At 61.3% G+C, this 15968-nt stretch carries 17 protein-coding genes and 2 tRNA genes; 13 read left to right on the top strand and 6 right to left on the bottom strand.

Features of this window, described 5'->3' with window-relative positions; translation table 11 throughout:
• Positions 1-73: transfer RNA gene (locus EGJ22_RS14395), tRNA-Met, on the bottom strand.
• Between the two features lie 134 nt (positions 74-207).
• A tRNA-Met gene (locus EGJ22_RS14400) sits at positions 208-284 on the bottom strand.
• Positions 285-505: 221 nt separating this feature from the next.
• Here EGJ22_RS14400 and dinB point away from each other — a divergent pair.
• Complete coding sequence (gene dinB / locus EGJ22_RS14405) at positions 506-1564, top strand: DNA polymerase IV (protein ID WP_161892868.1); 1059 nt, start codon at positions 506-508, stop codon at positions 1562-1564.
• A gap of 81 nt (positions 1565-1645) precedes the next feature.
• On the opposite strand, the gene EGJ22_RS14410 is transcribed toward dinB, so the two are convergent.
• From EGJ22_RS14410 to EGJ22_RS14420, 3 genes are all read right to left on the bottom strand, one after another.
• Positions 1646-2599: a hypothetical protein gene (locus EGJ22_RS14410; protein ID WP_029885226.1), complete on the bottom strand. Its 954-nt coding sequence runs from the start codon at positions 2597-2599 to the stop codon at positions 1646-1648.
• Positions 2600-2619: 20 nt separating this feature from the next.
• Entirely contained in the window at positions 2620-4335 is a 1716-nt protein-coding gene (locus tag EGJ22_RS14415) for a proline--tRNA ligase (protein WP_029885227.1), read from the bottom strand.
• 159 nt (positions 4336-4494) lie between these two features.
• Complete coding sequence (locus tag EGJ22_RS14420) at positions 4495-5778, bottom strand: OprD family porin (protein WP_009684041.1); 1284 nt, start codon at positions 5776-5778, stop codon at positions 4495-4497.
• 690 nt (positions 5779-6468) lie between these two features.
• Here EGJ22_RS14420 and EGJ22_RS14425 point away from each other — a divergent pair.
• Together EGJ22_RS14425 and EGJ22_RS14430 are read left to right on the top strand one after the other, a co-directional pair.
• Positions 6469-6888 carry an HIT domain-containing protein gene (locus EGJ22_RS14425; RefSeq protein ID WP_029885228.1) on the top strand — a complete coding sequence of 140 codons (420 nt, stop codon included), beginning with the start codon at positions 6469-6471 and terminating at the stop codon, positions 6886-6888.
• Between the two features lies 1 nt (position 6889).
• Positions 6890-7096 carry a SlyX family protein gene (locus EGJ22_RS14430; protein ID WP_029885229.1) on the top strand — a complete coding sequence of 69 codons (207 nt, stop codon included), beginning with the start codon at positions 6890-6892 and terminating at the stop codon, positions 7094-7096.
• 88 nt (positions 7097-7184) lie between these two features.
• Here EGJ22_RS14430 and EGJ22_RS26790 read toward each other — a convergent pair whose 3' ends face one another.
• Complete coding sequence (locus EGJ22_RS26790) at positions 7185-7778, bottom strand: cold-shock protein (RefSeq protein ID WP_009684044.1); 594 nt, start codon at positions 7776-7778, stop codon at positions 7185-7187.
• Between the two features lie 281 nt (positions 7779-8059).
• Between EGJ22_RS26790 and EGJ22_RS14440 the strand changes: the two genes are divergently transcribed.
• The 10 genes from EGJ22_RS14440 to tolQ all read left to right on the top strand — a co-directional run bounded on the left by EGJ22_RS14440 (position 8060) and on the right by tolQ (position 15961).
• Positions 8060-8533 (top strand): Dps family protein, encoded by a 474-nt coding sequence (locus tag EGJ22_RS14440; RefSeq protein ID WP_029885230.1) that lies wholly within the window; start codon positions 8060-8062, stop codon positions 8531-8533.
• Between the two features lie 296 nt (positions 8534-8829).
• Complete coding sequence (locus tag EGJ22_RS14445; protein ID WP_009684046.1) at positions 8830-9159, top strand: ribbon-helix-helix domain-containing protein; 330 nt, start codon at positions 8830-8832, stop codon at positions 9157-9159.
• A gap of 92 nt (positions 9160-9251) precedes the next feature.
• On the top strand, positions 9252-9473 hold the full coding sequence (locus EGJ22_RS14450; protein WP_003254776.1) for an FmdB family zinc ribbon protein: 222 nt from the start codon (positions 9252-9254) through the stop codon (positions 9471-9473).
• Positions 9474-9566: 93 nt separating this feature from the next.
• Positions 9567-11342 (top strand): aspartate--tRNA ligase, encoded by a 1776-nt coding sequence (aspS, locus tag EGJ22_RS14455; protein WP_029888030.1) that lies wholly within the window; start codon positions 9567-9569, stop codon positions 11340-11342.
• Positions 11343-11455: 113 nt separating this feature from the next.
• Positions 11456-12202: a YebC/PmpR family DNA-binding transcriptional regulator gene (locus EGJ22_RS14460; RefSeq protein WP_029888029.1), complete on the top strand. Its 747-nt coding sequence runs from the start codon at positions 11456-11458 to the stop codon at positions 12200-12202.
• Positions 12203-12390: 188 nt separating this feature from the next.
• Positions 12391-12915 (top strand): crossover junction endodeoxyribonuclease RuvC, encoded by a 525-nt coding sequence (gene ruvC, locus EGJ22_RS14470; RefSeq protein ID WP_029888028.1) that lies wholly within the window; start codon positions 12391-12393, stop codon positions 12913-12915.
• A 109-nt stretch (positions 12916-13024) separates the two neighbouring features.
• A complete protein-coding gene (gene ruvA, locus EGJ22_RS14475; protein ID WP_029887413.1) occupies positions 13025-13642 on the top strand; it encodes a Holliday junction branch migration protein RuvA in 618 nt (205 codons plus the stop codon).
• On the top strand, positions 13639-14685 hold the full coding sequence (gene ruvB, locus EGJ22_RS14480) for a Holliday junction branch migration DNA helicase RuvB (RefSeq protein ID WP_029887414.1): 1047 nt from the start codon (positions 13639-13641) through the stop codon (positions 14683-14685). Before ruvA ends, ruvB begins: the two co-directional genes overlap by 4 nt.
• Positions 14686-14810: 125 nt before the next feature.
• On the top strand, positions 14811-15263 hold the full coding sequence (gene ybgC / locus EGJ22_RS14485) for a tol-pal system-associated acyl-CoA thioesterase (RefSeq protein WP_009684053.1): 453 nt from the start codon (positions 14811-14813) through the stop codon (positions 15261-15263).
• Positions 15264-15265: 2 nt separating this feature from the next.
• A complete protein-coding gene (gene tolQ, locus EGJ22_RS14490; protein WP_009684054.1) occupies positions 15266-15961 on the top strand; it encodes a protein TolQ in 696 nt (231 codons plus the stop codon).
• Positions 15962-15968: the final 7 nt, after the last annotated feature.

Raw genomic sequence — 15968 nt, forward strand, 5'->3', positions numbered from 1 at the left:
TGCGGGAGCCGGATTTGAACCGACGACCTTCGGGTTATGAGCCCGACGAGCTACCAGGCTGCTCCATCCCGCGTCAGTGGGGCGAATTCTACAGTTTGCAGCGTGTGTGTCAAGCGCTACTTTTTGATTTACCGAGACTTTTTGAAAAATCGCTTTTTCATGGCAAAGAAAAAAGCCACTGCGTGAACAGTGGCCTTTTCTCGAAACTGGTTGCGGGAGCCGGATTTGAACCGACGACCTTCGGGTTATGAGCCCGACGAGCTACCAGGCTGCTCCATCCCGCGCCTGTGAGATCGAATTCTACGGATTTGCGCGCTGGTGTCAAGCAATTGTTTTGAAAAAACCTTTTTTGTTCAAACCCTTAGCGCATCACACCTGCATGCGGCTCAGGCGCGGCGGGCCTTTCAGGCCGATTATCGCGTGGGCATGCGGGTCAGCTGTTGAACGGGCGGCCCCATGCGATACTATCTGTATGAATTTACAGTGCTGACGGTCATCCATGTCTTTGCGCAAGATCATCCACGTTGACTGCGATTGCTTCTATGCCGCGATCGAGATGCGTGACGACCCGCGCCTGGCCGGGCGGCCCATGGCAGTGGGCGGCTCGGCAGAGCGCCGTGGCGTGATCGCCACCTGTAATTATGAAGCGCGTGCCTACGGTGTGCGCTCGGCCATGGCATCGCGCCACGCGCTGAAACTGTGCCCGGACTTGTTGATCGTCAAGCCGCGTTTCGAGGCCTATCGCGAAGCCTCGCGGGAAATTCATGCCATCTTTCGAGACTACACCGAGCTGATCGAGCCCTTGTCGTTGGACGAGGCCTACCTGGATGTCAGCGACAGCCAATGGTATTCGGGTAGCGCCACCCGTATTGCCGAGGATATTCGCCGGCGAGTCGCGCGTACCCTGCATATCACCGTGTCGGCGGGGGTGGCGCCAAACAAGTTCCTGGCCAAGATCGCCAGCGACTGGCGCAAGCCCAACGGGCTGTTCGTGATTACCCCCGATGAGGTCGAGGCATTCGTTGCGGCCTTGCCAGTAGCCAGGCTGCACGGCGTGGGCAAAGTCACGGCAGACAAACTGACGCGCCTGGGTATCGAAACCTGCCTGCAACTGCGTGACTGGTCGCGCCTGGCGCTGGTGCGCGAGTTCGGCAGTTTCGGTGAGCGGTTGTGGGGGCTGGCGCGAGGTATTGACGAGCGTGCGGTGCACAACGATAGCCGGCGCCAGTCGGTCAGCGTGGAAAATACCTACGACACCGACCTGCCGGACTTGGCCAGTTGCCTGGCGCGTTTGCCGGAGCTGCTGGAAAGCCTGAACGAACGCATCGCCCGCATGGACAGCAGTTACCGGCCAGAGAAACCCTTCGTCAAGGTCAAGTTCCATGACTTCAGCCAAACCACGCTGGAACAGGCCGGGGCGGGCAGGGACCTGGAAAGTTACCGGCAATTGCTGGGGCAGGCGTTCGCCCGCGGTGGCAAGCCGGTACGTTTGTTGGGGGTAGGGGTAAGGTTGCGCGATCTGCGCGGGGCGCATGAACAGCTGGAGCTGTTTGCGCCTATATAAAGAAGCGGCCATGCGTCGCGGTGGGCGACGCAAGGCCGATCCACAAGGTGACCGCGACGCGTGGTGCGGGTAGAGACCGGGTTATTGCGCCCCCGGGTCAGCCACTAATCGCCCGGTAGCCTTGGTCAGCGACTGCAGAAACTCCTGCTGCAGCTCCGGGTCGTTGCGGGTCAGCTCGATCAGGCTCTGTTCCATTTCGCTGGCTTCTTCTTCAAGGCCCAGCTCGGACAGGCGCTTGACCCGGTGTACCCACTGGCTGACATCGTCATCTTCGAGGTCATCGAAGATCAGCTCATGGGCCTCATGCAGCTTGTTGCGCAGGGTGGCGCTGACCAGCAGGCTGGCGTCGCCACGGACCCCGTTGTCCTCGTCGAGCACTTGCAGGTGCAGGGTGCCGACGTGGTTGAGGTTCTGCTCCGAAAACGGGCTGTCCAGCAGGTTCAGGCGCAGTACGCCGCTACGGTCGGTGGTCAGCTCGTGAGTCATTTTGCCAGCCTTGACCTCGACCAAGCGTTCGCTCCACGGCATGCTGGTGGATTCTTCACGCTGGCCTTTCTGCACTTCGCTGATCCCGGCCAGGTTCTGCTGGGCGCGGCCATTGGACGCTACGTTCATGAACGGGTTGAGCCCGTCCACCCCATAGCTGAGCCAGTCGTGGGTCATGCTTTGCGGCAGGTTGCCCAAAGCGAAGACATTGACCACGTTGGCGCCAACCCCCGCCACAACGGCCACCGCACCCAGCGGGATCTCGTAGATCTCCCGCCAGGGCTGGTAAGGCGTGTAGCGATCATAGCGGCGGGTGACTTCGAACTCGGTCACTTCGAAACGCTTTTCCTCATGCACGCGCACACGCCGTTGCGGCAGCTCCATCACCTTCGGCTCGCCGACATCGATCTGCAGGGTGCGGGCGAGCAGTTTGCGCTCCACGCGCTCCTCATGGTCGCTGCGCTGGGACATCTGGTTGGCGCAGCCGCTGACGAGCAGGGCGCCGCACAGTGCAGCGCCCCCCCGGGTAAAGGTACTTCGCTTGAACATGATTACTCGTGCATTGGTTATCAGCGGCGAACGCGGGCCTGCAGGAAGGTCAGCACTTCATTGAGCGGCAACGGCTGGGCGTCCTGCTCGGTGCGGTGCTTGTACTCCAGGTTGCCTTCGGCCAGGCCGCGATCGCTGACCACGATGCGGTGCGGGATGCCGATCAGCTCCATATCGGCGAACTTGATGCCGGGGCTGGTCTTCTTGTCGCGGTCGTCCAGGAGTACTTCATAGCCGGCGGCGGTCAGTTCGGCGTACAGCTTGTCGGTTGCCTCGCGAACCGCTTCGGTTTCGTAGCGCAGCGGTACCAGGGCAATCTGGAACGGGGCCAGGGCGTCGTTCCAGATGATGCCTTTGTCGTCGTAGCTCTGCTCGATGGCGGCTGCCACCACGCGCGATACACCGATGCCGTAGCAACCCATCGACAGCACGACCGGCTTGCCGTTCTCGCCCAGCACCTGGCACTTCAGCGCTTCGCTGTACTTGGTGCCCAGCTGGAAGATATGCCCAACTTCGATGCCACGCTTGATGATCAGGGTGCCTTGGCCGTCCGGACTCGGGTCACCTTCAACCACATTGCGCAGGTCGGCTACCTGTGGCACTGGCAGGTCGCGCTCCCAGTTCACGCCGAAATAGTGTTTGTCATCGATGTTGGCACCAATACCGAAGTCGCTCATCAGCGCCACCGAGCGGTCGATGATGCATTCCAGCGGCAGGTTCAGTGGGCCCAGCGAGCCGGCGCCGGCACCGATCGCCTCGCGCAGTTCGGCTTCGGTGGCCATTACCAGCGGGTCGGCAACCTGTTCAAGCTTGGTGGCCTTGATTTCGTTCAGCTCGTGGTCGCCACGAACGATCAGGGCCACCAGCTTGCCCTCCTCGGCGCCGTGCACGATCAGGGTCTTGACGGTTTTCTCGATCGGCAGGCCGAAGTTTTCCACCAACTGGGCGATGGTCTTGGCGTTAGGCGTATCGACCAGGCGCAGCTCTTCGGTAGGCGCAGGGCGCACGGTTTCCCGTGGGATGGCCTCGGCCTTTTCGATGTTGGCGGCGTAGTCGGAGCTGTCGCTGAAGATCACGTCGTCTTCGCCAGACTCGGCCAGTACGTGGAATTCATGCGAGTAGCTGCCGCCGATCGAGCCGGTGTCGGCCTGCACAGGGCGGAAGTCCAGGCCCAGGCGCGTGAATATGTTGCTGTAGGCCTGGTGCATGCGGTCATAGGTTTCCTGCAAGGAAGCCTGGTCGGCATGGAACGAGTAGGCGTCTTTCATGATGAACTCGCGGCCACGCATCAGGCCGAAGCGCGGGCGGATTTCATCGCGGAATTTGGTCTGGATCTGGTACATGTTGAGCGGCAGCTGTTTATAGCTGGACAGCTCGTTACGGGCCAGGTCGGTGATCACTTCTTCGTGGGTTGGGCCGACACAGAAGTCACGCTGATGGCGGTCTTTGAGGCGCAGCAGTTCCGGGCCGTATTGTTCCCAGCGGCCGGACTCCTGCCACAACTCGGCGGGCTGGATGCTTGGCATCAGCACTTCGAGGGCACCGGCGGCGTTCATTTCCTCACGTACCACGGCCTCGACCTTGCGCATTACCCGCAGGCCCATCGGCAGCCAGGTGTACAGGCCGGAGGCCAGTTTGCGGATCATGCCGGCACGCAGCATGAGCTGATGGCTGATGACCACTGCATCGGCAGGGGTTTCTTTCTGGGTGGCGAGCAAATATTGACTGGTGCGCATGGTTAGCCGTGTCGATTGCCTAAGACGTTGAAATAGCCCCGCATTGTACGGGGGTGAAACGAAGGCGTACAGGATGCCCCAGGGCGTGACGCTTGTCAGCCAAGAAAAAGCCCGGCGAGGTCGCCGGGCTTTTCAGGTGCGGGGCACTGCAAGCCAGGCTTACAGGATGCTCAGCGGGTACTCCACGATCAGGCGCAGTTCGTCGATCGAAGGCGAACCGTAGTAAACGCCATCGGCCGAACGGTAGGTGGCTTGACGGACGCGGAAGCTCAGGTCCTTGGCTGGGCCGCTCTGCATCACGTACTTGACGTCGATGTCGCGTTCCCATTCCTTGCCGCTGTCGGTGGTGCGGGTGGTTGCACCGGTACCACGTACATAGCGGGTCATGAAGGTCAGGCCGGGTACGCCGAATTCAGCGAAGTTCAGGTCGTAGCGAGCCTGCCAGGATTTTTCGTCTTCGGCGTTGAAGTCGGAACGGGCCACGGAGTTGGCCAGGAAGACCGTGCCGCCACCGTCTACACCGTAGGCGTAGTCGCCGTCACCGGTGACCTTCTGGTAGGCCAGGGTGAAGGTGTGGGCGCCGACGTTGTACGCGGCCGACAGGCTGGCTGCGATGTTGTCCAGTTCGTTGCTGCCGTCGGACTTGCTGACGAATGCACCGGTCAGGTTGTTGCCGATGGACTTGGTGTCATAGATGTTGAAGTCGAACACCAGGCCTTGCTTGTCGCTGATCGGCAGCGCCCAGTTGATATTGCCGTACCACTTGCGGAAGTGGTCTTCGACACGCGAGTAGTAAACGCTGGTGCTGAGGTTGTCGGAGAGGGCATAGGTGCCACCAAAGACATTGGCCTCGGTCAGCCGCAGGCTGTCGTGGTAAGTCTGGGCCTGGGCGTTCAGCGCAGTGAAGTGACCAGCGTGCAGGGTCAGGCCGTCGATTTCGTTGCTGGTGATCAGGCCACCTTCGGCAACTTCTGGCAGCAAGCGGCTGTCGTCGGTTGCGAATACTGGCAGTGCGGTGAACTGGTCGCCCCACTTCAGTACGGTGTTGGAGATGCGCATTTTCACAGCGCCGCCCGCTTCCGAGTAATCATCTTGCGAGCGACCGTCCGAGCCAGTCGGGAACAGGCCGGTGCCGGCGCGGCCGCGGCCGCTGTCCAGCTTCAGGCCGAGCATGCCGATGGCGTCGACGCCGAAGCCTACGGTGCCTTGGGTGAAGCCGGATTCGAAGGTGCCCAGGAAGCCAAGGCCGGTTTCTTCCACGCGGCTCTGGCTGCCAGGCGCGTTGTTGCGGAAGTCACGGCTGAAATACAGCATGCGGGTCTTGACGTTCAGCTTGCTGTCTTCGATGAAACCTTTGGACTCATCTTGTGCGGAGGCCATTGCCAACTGCGAGGTCCCTGCCGTAACGGCCAGGGCGATCATGCTCCACTTCATCACGCGCATCGTGATTTGCTCCTTTGGTTTTTAGGAAGAGTACCGCTGCGTCCAAGTGTTTTAGTTATATGGAGCAGCTCTTTCTTGTTATGTCGGCGAAAATGTATAGCACGCTGACTGTTCTTGGCGATATGGCGATAGAGACTCTTTACGGAACTTTTCCACCATGTCGCGTTCAGGTATTTCCATGTCGCAAATCACGCCCCAATACAGGGCCGTACAACCCCAGCGCTGCTTCTTTAGCCGCCATGAATCGGTAACTACCGACGCCAGCTGAAGAAACTCCCTGGTAACCAATGCCGCTGTTGTTATTTGTCGCGTACGCCTGCCATTGCAGATGCCGTGCCGACTTGGCGTGAAAGGAATGCAACAAGCGTGCTCAAAATTCGCAACAGTTCATGAAATTTTCACAAAACCCCCTACCGAGGCTCGGAAAGTGCCGTAAACACGGGGTCGAGCGCCGTTTTGGTATTATTGAGTTCGAGAATCATTAAAATTTAAGGCGCGCTCATAAAAGTCAATGTGTTACCGCCATTTGTTCATCCAGAGTCGTTTGTGGGGTGGCAGGTGCGGGAGGGGTGGGTAGATGGCCTCATTTTGGTGCGAAAAGTAGCGCTGTGTTACCGGGATTGTGCAGGGTATTCTTGCCACCCATGTTTTCCGCGCCATGCGGGTCGTTTTGTCTTAAGGAGATATGCCGTGTTCGTCCTCGATTCGCGTCTGCAGCAGGATTCCCTGGTGCTGGGGGAGTTTGCGCTGTGCCAGCTGCTGCTGAGCAAGGATGCCAATTATCCGTGGTTCATCCTGGTGCCCAAGCGTGCTGAGGTGAGTGAGTTGTTCGATTTGGATGTGCACGAGCAGCAGCAACTGTGGCAGGAGACCACCCTGTTGGCAGAAGCGTTGAAGGCCAGCTACGGCGCCGACAAGATGAACGTGGCAACCTTGGGCAATGTGGTAAGCCAGTTGCACATGCACGTGATCGTGCGCCGCCGTGAGGACGCTGCCTGGCCCGCCCCGGTCTGGGGCAAGTGCCCGCCAGTGGCCTATACCGATGCCCAGCTGCAGGCGCTACGCCAGCGTGTGCGCGACCTGGGGCTGGCCGGTTACCAGGAGGCCTGACATGTCACTGGAAATGCGCATGATCGAACTGGAAACCCGCCAGGCGTTCCAGGATGACACTCTCCAGGCATTGAATGATGTGGTGGTCGAGCAGGCGAAGGTGATCGAGCGCCTGCAGCTGCAGGTGGCCGAGCTGATAAAGCGGCATGAAGAGATGGTGGGGCAATTCGGTAGCGAAGGGGACGAGGCGCCGCCGCCGCATTATTGATGCGCTGATCACTATTCTGATCGGGTGCAGGGGCCCCCACAGGGCGGTAGTCAGGCCTGTGGGGGCATTCGTGCTGGGGCTGGCGGTATCAGCGGCGGGTCACGGCCACCACATCCTCGGCCTGCAGGCCTTTGTCGCGGTGCATCACCGAGAACTCCACGCGCTGGCCTTCGACGAGGATGCGGTGACCCTCCCCGCGAATGGCGCGAAAGTGCACGAAGATATCATCACCCGAATCACGGGAAATGAAGCCAAAGCCTTTGGACGTATTGAACCACTTCACCGTGCCGGTATCGCGGTTGCCGGTATCTGGGGCGGTGTGCTGGCTGTTGCGTGGCTTGCGCGGGCTGCGCGCAAAGCCCACGGCCAGGTGCAGGGCGACGGCCAGCGTGGCGCAGACCAGTGCTGCCAGGTTGCCCATTTCCGGGCGGGCCAGCAGCGTCAGGGTCTGTAGCACCACGGCAACTACCAGCAAGGCGCAGGCCAGGTGCTGCAGTTGCTGGCGCGCGCCTCGGTAATACAGGGGCACGACTGGCGCCAGGACCAGGTTGAGCAGGCCAAGCAGTGCCAGGTAGACCGCGTCGGGTTGCAGGAGGAAGGGGGTTGCTTCGGTTTTCAGGCTGGGTATGAGCGATAGCAGCAAAGCTGCCACGCCCGTCACCAGATGGACGATCTTGAACATGGGGTTGGCTCACAGTTGATAAGGCCGATCACAGGAAGAGCGGGCAGCACGGTGCGCATGAGGTGTAGAGCGCAAACACGTGGCAGGCCAGCCTATGCACCCGGCAATAACAGTCCGCACGGGTGGCACGCTGCCTATTTAACAGTAAAGCCGCAGGCTACTCAAACCGCAGGCCGCCCGGCGGGCGATGTGTTGCGCCATGTCACATGCGACAGGCGCCAAGTATTGCTACAGTGGTCGTCGCCCGCTTGAGTCTCAAGCCTTATGCAAAGGGGAACTTCATGGCAATCGATATCGGTATCAGTGAAGAAGATCGCAAATCCATCGTTGATGGGCTGTCCCGCTTGTTGTCGGATACCTACGTGCTGTATCTGAAAACCCATAACTTTCACTGGAACGTCACAGGGCCGTCGTTCCGCACCCTGCACCTGATGTTCGAAGAGCAGTACAACGAATTGGCGCTGGCGGTGGATTCCATCGCCGAGCGCATCCGGGCCCTGGGCTTCCCGGCGCCGGGGTCGTACGCATTCTATGCCCGGCACTCGTCCATCAAGGAGGAGGAAGGGGTACCCGCTGCGGAAGAGATGATCCGCCAGTTGGTGCAAGGGCAGGAGGCTGTGGTGCGCACGGCGCGCAGTATTTTCCCGGTAGTCGACAAGGTCAGTGACGAACCGACCGCCGACCTGCTGACCCAGCGCATGCAGGTGCACGAGAAGACCGCGTGGATGCTGCGGGTGCTGATCGACGGCAAATAATTACCCAGGCTGTCACATAACCCTGTGGGAGATAACACAGCCCTACGGGCTGCGCTGTCGCGCAGAGAACTCGATTCATAAGCACGATGCGGACCCTGTGGGAGCGGGCGTGCCCGCGAAGAATCCAGCGCGGTGGCTGGCACCGGCTACGCCGGTGTTCGCGGGCTCGCCCGCTCCCACAGGGCCGCGTCGTGCATGACAATCAGTGTTTGTGCAGGAACACTTTGCCGCTGCTTTAACCGCGCCCATCAGCGCTTCATAGGCCACCTGGTACCTGTGACGAGGAAGTGTGGCGCATGATGCAAGCGAGCAAGCGTGTAAATGGCCAGGGGCGTTGGCCGGGGAAACCGTGCATCGATCCGTTCAAGGCGGATTTCGACATGTTGCAGATCCAGCCGGTGTCGCGCTCCGTGCGCCTCAACGGCTTTTCCACGTGCCTGCGCCTGGAGGCCGTCTACTGGCAGATCCTCGAGCGCATTGCCGCCGCCAACCGTTGCTCGGTCAGCGCGGTGCTGTCCTACGTTGACCGCGAGATCCACCTACGCCAGGGTGGCGTGCGCAACTTCAGCGGCCTGATCCGGGTCATCTGCGTGGCGTGGCTGCAGAACCCGCCAAGTGCGCGCTGATCGCCTGGCGGGCTGCGCAGTGCTTGCTAACCATATATAATCCCGCTTTTTGCTGCCCCCGCAGCCAGCGTTTTGGTTGACGAGAGACACCCATGCCCCTGTATGACTATCAATGTGCATCCTGCGAGCACCGTATGGAAGTGCTGCAGAAGATCAGCGCCGCGCCGCTGACCGATTGCCCGGCCTGCCAGGCGCCAGCGCTGAAGAAGCTGCTGTCGGTCCCAGGCTTCCGCCTGAGCGGTAATGGTTGGTACGAAACCGACTTCAAGACCGGGGCGAAAAAGAATCTGGCAGGCGGCGACAAGGCCGACTGAGTTGAATGCTGTGACCGGGTCTTGCAGTATTAGCCCTCCGGGCGGCCAAGGCCTCCACCGAATACACGAATCACGAGAAGCGAAACCACCATCATGATGCGCAGCCATTATTGCGGCCAACTGAACGAGAGCCTGGACGGCCAGGAAGTCACCCTTTGCGGCTGGGTCCATCGGCGCCGCGACCACGGCGGGGTGATCTTCCTCGACATCCGTGACCGCGAAGGCATGGCCCAGGTCGTGTTCGACCCGGATCGCGCCGAAACTTTCGCCGCTGCCGACCGCGTGCGCAGCGAATACGTCGTGCAGCTGACCGGTAAGGTTCGCAAGCGCCCTGAGGGTGCAGTGAATGCCAACATGGCGTCCGGTGCCATCGAAATCCTCGGCTACCAGCTGACCGTGCTCAACGAAGCAGAAACGCCACCGTTCCCGCTGAACGAGTACTCCGACGTCGGCGAAGAAACCCGCCTGCGCTACCGCTTCATCGACCTGCGACGCCCGGAAATGGCCGACAAGCTGCGCCTGCGCTCGCGCATCACCAGCAGCATCCGTCGCTTCCTTGACGAAAATGGCTTCCTCGACGTCGAAACCCCAATCCTCACCCGTGCAACCCCGGAAGGCGCGCGCGACTACCTGGTGCCTAGCCGTACCCACGCCGGTAGCTTCTTCGCCCTGCCGCAGTCGCCACAGCTGTTCAAGCAGCTGCTGATGGTGGCCGGCTTCGACCGTTACTACCAGATCGCCAAGTGCTTCCGAGACGAAGACCTGCGTGCCGACCGCCAGCCGGAATTCACCCAGATCGACATCGAGACCAGCTTCCTCGATGAAAACGAGATCATGGGCCTGACCGAAAGCATGATCCGCAAGCTGTTCAAGGAAGTGCTCGACCTGGAATTCGGCGAATTCCCGCACATGACCTTCGAAGAAGCCATGCGCCGCTACGGTTCCGACAAGCCAGACCTGCGTAACCCGCTGGAACTGGTTGACGTTGCCGACCAGCTCAAGGATGTCGACTTCAAGGTGTTCGCCGGCCCGGCCAACGATCCGAAGTGCCGTGTAACCGCCCTGCGCCTGCCAGGCGGCGCCAGCATGCCGCGCAGCAAGATCGACGAGTACACCAAGTTCGTCGGCATCTACGGTGCCAAGGGCCTGGCCTACATCAAGGTCAACGAGCGCGCCAAGGGTGTCGAAGGCCTGCAGTCGCCGATCGTCAAGAACATCCCCGAGGCCAACCTCAACACCATCCTCGACCGCGTTGGCGCCGTAGACGGCGACATCGTGTTCTTCGGTGCCGACAAGTTCAAGGTGGTCAGCGAAGCGCTGGGCGCGCTGCGTATCCGCCTGGGCCACGACTTCGAGCTGCTGACCTGCGAGTGGGCACCGATGTGGGTCGTCGACTTCCCGATGTTCGAAGAGAACGAAGACGGCAGCTTCACCGCGCTGCACCACCCGTTCACCGCGCCGAAGTGCACCCCGCAGGAGCTCGAGGCCAACCCGGCTACCGCGCTGTCGCGTGCCTACGACATGGTCCTGAACGGTACCGAGCTGGGTGGCGGCTCGATCCGTATCCATCGCAAAGAGATGCAGCAGGCCGTGTTCCGCCTGCTGGGTATCGAAGCCGAAGAACAGGAAGAGAAATTCGGCTTCCTGCTCGACGCCCTGAAGTTCGGTGCACCGCCTCACGGTGGCCTGGCCTTCGGCCTGGACCGCCTGGTCATGCTGATGACTGGCGCCCAGTCGATTCGTGAAGTGATTGCCTTCCCGAAAACCCAGAGCGCCGCGTGTGTCATGACCCAGGCCCCTGGCCTGGTCGACGCCAAGGCCCTGCGCGAGCTGCACATCCGACTGCGTGAACAGACCAAGGTCGAATAAGCAGTCCCGGGCGCATCCACATGGATGCGCCTTTGCGTTTCGGCGCAGGCATTTTCCCGTCCCGCCCCGTCATGGGGCGGGGCTGTTTGTGATTCAAGGAAAACGGAGTCGTTATGGCTGGTCATTCCAAGTGGGCGAACATCAAGCACCGCAAAGAGCGCCAGGATGCCAAGAGAGGCAAGGTCTTCACCAAGTGGATCCGCGAACTGACGGTCGCTGCCAAGCAGGGCGGCCCTGATCCGGCATCCAACCCGCGCCTGCGCCTGGCCCTGGACAAGGCCCTGGGTGCCAACATGAGCCGCGACATCATCGACCGCGCCGTGGCCCGTGGTGCGGGCACCAACGAAAGCGACAACGTCGAAGAGCTCAGCTACGAAGGTTACGGCCCGGGTGGCGTGGCGATCATGGTCGAAGCCATGACCGACAACCGCAACCGTACCGCCGCCGCCGTGCGCCATGCCTTCACCAAGTGTGGCGGCAACCTCGGTACTGATGGCTCGGTGGCCTACCTGTTCGAGCGCAAGGGGCAGCTCAGCTTTGCGCCGGGCGTGGACGAAGACGCGTTGATGGAAGCGGCGATGGAGGCCGATGCCGACGACGTGGTAGCCAACGACGACGGTTCGTTCGAGGTATTCACCTCGTTCAACAGTTTCTATGCCGTGCGTAACGCCCTGGAAGAGGCCGGCTTCAAGGCCGCTGACGCGGAAATCGTGATGCAGCCGACCACCAGTGCCGAACTCGACCAGGAGGGTGCCGAGAAGGTGCTCAAGCTGATCGACATGCTCGAAGATCTGGATGACGTGCAGAACGTCTACTCCAACGCCCAGATTTCCGACGAGATCATGGAAAACCTCGGCTAAGGTCTGCAGACTCGCCGAGTCAAGGCTGCTATTGGGGCTGCTGTGCAGCCCATCGCCGGCAAGCCAGCTCCCACAGGTACCGCGCTTTTCTTGAAGCTTGTGCTGTACCTGTGGGGGCTGGCTTGCCGGCGATGGGCCGCGCAGCGGCCCCTATGGTCTTGCAACGTTAGTTTTTTACGACAGGCACTATGACTCTGATTCTAGGTATCGACCCCGGCTCGCGAATCACCGGCTACGGCGTCGTCCGCCAGACCGCCCGTGGTTGCGAGTACGTGGCGTCGGGTTGTATCCGCACCGGCAGCGGCGAGCTGCACGAGCGGCTGCAGATCGTTTTTCGTGGTGTCAGTGAAATCATCACCCAGCACGGCCCGGTAACCATGGGCATCGAGCGGGTGTTCATGGCCCGCAACGCCGACTCGGCGCTGAAGCTCGGCCAGGCGCGTGGCGCTGCTATCGTTGCCGCTGCCGAAGCAGGCCTGGAAATCGCTGAATACAGCGCCACTCAGGTCAAGCAAGCCGTGGCCGGCACCGGTGGGGCCAATAAGGAACAGGTGATGATGATGGTCATGCATCTGCTGAAACTGACGCAAAAGCCGCAGATCGATGCCTCCGATGCGCTGGCCATTGCCCTGTGCCATGCCCATACCCGTTCCAGCCTGGTGCCCCATGGCCTGGCCACCGCACGCCGACGCGGCGGGCGCTTGCGTCTTTGAGCGCTTCATGTGCAGATACAAAATTTGTCCGGGTGAAGCATTCACCCGCCGCATTTGCTGATAGGGTTGAGCGGTCGTTGACCGGCTCCCCGAGAGGAAGGATCGGAACGTGATTGGACGTTTGCGCGGCACCCTGGCGGAAAAACAGCCGCCGCACCTGATTATCGACGTCAATGGCGTGGGCTACGAGCTCGAAGTGCCCATGACCACGCTGTACCGTCTGCCCAAAGTGGGCGAAACCGTCACTGTGCATACCCATCTAGTGGTGCGCGAAGACGCCCACCTGCTCTATGGTTTTGCCGAAAAGCGCGAGCGCGAGCTGTTCCGCGAGTTGATCCGCCTGAACGGCGTAGGGCCCAAGCTGGCCCTGGCGTTGATGTCCGGGCTGGAGGTCGACGAGCTGGTACGTTGCGTGCAGGCCCAGGATACTTCGGCCCTGGTACGCGTGCCGGGGGTCGGCAAGAAAACCGCCGAACGCCTGCTGGTCGAACTCAAGGACCGCTTCAAGGCCTGGGAAACCTCGCCGGCCATGTTTACCCTGGTGTCGGATGGGCCGTTGCCGGCCGCCAGCGCATCAAGCGCCGAGGCCGATGCAGTCAGTGCCCTGGTCTCGCTGGGCTACAAGCCGCAGGAAGCCAGCAAGGCGATTGCCGCGATTAAGGACAAGGCCGGCTTGAGCAGTGAAGAACTGATCCGCCGCAGCCTGAAAGGGATGATTGCCAAGTGATCGAAGCCGACCGCCTGATCGCCGCCAGTGGCCGCGACCGTGAAGAAGTCCAGGACCGTGCGATCCGGCCGCTGAGCCTGAGCGAGTACATCGGTCAGCCGGTGGTGCGCGAGCAGATGTCGTTGTTCATCCAGGCTGCTCGCGGGCGCAGCGAGTCGCTCGACCACACGCTGATCTTCGGCCCCCCAGGCTTGGGCAAGACCACCCTGGCCAACATCATCGCCCATGAAATGGGCGTTTCGGTGAAGAGCACCTCTGGGCCGATTCTGGAGCGCCCGGGTGATCTGGCGGCCATGCTGACCAACCTCGAACCGCACGACGTGCTGTTCATCGACGAGATCCACCGGTTGTCGCCGGTTGTCGAAGAGGTGCTGTACCCGGCCATGGAAGACTTCCAGCTCGACATCATGATCGGCGAAGGGCCAGCGGCCCGTTCGATCAAGCTCGACCTGCCGCCGTTCACCCTCGTCGGTGCAACTACCCGTGCCGGGATGCTCACCAACCCGTTGCGTGACCGCTTCGGCATCGTCCAGCGCCTGGAGTTCTATAGCGACAAGGACCTGGCCACCATCGTCAGCCGCTCGGCCAATATTCTTGGCCTGGCCATCGAGGACCTGGGTGCCTACGAAATTGCCCGCCGCGCCCGTGGCACGCCACGAATCGCCAACCGCCTGCTGCGCCGCGTGCGTGACTACGCCGAGGTGCGCGGCAAGGGCCAGATCACCAAGGCCGTGGCTGACATGGCGTTGAACCTGCTGGACGTCGACGAGCGCGGTTTTGATCATTCCGACCGTCGTCTGTTGCTGACCATGATCGAGAAGTTCGATGGCGGCCCGGTGGGCGTCGACAACCTGGCGGCGGCCATCAGCGAAGAGCGCCATACCATCGAAGACGTACTCGAGCCCTACCTGATTCAACAGGGTTACATCATGCGCACGCCGCGTGGCCGCGTCGTCACACGGCATGCCTACCTGCACTTCGGCCTGAATATTCCAGGGCGCCTGGGGGAGGGCGCAGATTATTCGGAACCGGGCGATGAATGACAGATCGAAACCGACTTTTCGTGGTCCTACCGCAGGCACGCCGAATGGTTGCTGGCAATAAGACATTAATGACGAAAAAACAGTTGCCACAGCGGATTGGCAAGCCGAGGAGTAAGCACTAGAGTATGCGCGCGCAAAATGGCCTGGAACCGTTCGTACACCGTTGTCGCGTCTATTACGAGGATACCGATGCCGGTGGCGTGGTGTATTACGTCAACTACCTGAAATTCATGGAGCGCGCGCGCACCGAACGCCTGCGGCACCTGGGGTTCTCCCAGTCGCAACTGGCCGAAGACAATCTGCTGTTCGTGGTCCATTCCAGCGAAGCGCGCTACCACGCGCCGGCGCGGCTGGACGACCAACTGCGGGTCACCGCGCAAGTACTTGAACTCAATCGCGCCAGCCTGCGTTTCGTCCAGCAGGTTTGGCGGGAAAACGATGAAACGCTGCTCTGCGAGGGGCAGTTCCTGGTGGCCGCAGTGCGTGCTGACACTTTCAAACCCCGAGCCATACCCCCCCAGCTGCGCGACGCTTTTGCGGCGGACGGCTCGGGTAATCAATCGAACGCAGGAGAATAAGCGTGGAAGCTAACGTCGTCGACCATACCTCCATGTGGAGTCTGGTCAGCAATGCCAGCGTGGTGGTTCAGCTGGTAATGCTGACCTTGGTGGCCGCCTCGGTCACCTCATGGATCATGATCTTCCAGCGCAGCGCCATGCTGCGCGCCGGTCGTCGTGCGCTGGATGCCTTCGAAGAGCGCTTCTGGTCGGGCATCGACCTGTCCAAGCTGTACCGTCAGGCAGGCAGCAACCCAGACCCGGATTCCGGCGTGGAGCAAGTATTCCGTGCCGGCTTCAAAGAGTTCTCGCGCCTGCGCCAGCAGCCGGGTGTAGACCCGGATGCGGTCATGGAAGGCGTGGGCCGTGCCATGCGCGTGGCCATCTCGCGCGAAGAAGAAAAGCTCGAGCAGAGCCTGCCGTTCCTGGCCACCGTCGGTTCCACCAGCCCGTACATCGGCCTGTTCGGTACGGTATGGGGCATCATGAACTCCTTCCGCGGCCTGGCCAGCGCCCAGCAAGCGACCCTGGCCACCGTTGCCCCGGGTATCGCCGAAGCCCTGGTGGCTACGGCCATCGGCCTGTTCGCGGCAATTCCGGCGGTCATTGCCTACAACCGTTTTGCCGCGCGCAGCGAAGTGCTGATCGGCCGTTACTACACCTTCGCCGACGAGTTCCAGGCGATCCTGCACCGTAAAGTGCACACCAGCGAAGAGTAATCAGGTA

Source organism: Pseudomonas sp. p99-361 (assembly GCF_003935475.1).
GTDB lineage: Bacteria > Pseudomonadota > Gammaproteobacteria > Pseudomonadales > Pseudomonadaceae > Aquipseudomonas > Aquipseudomonas juntendi.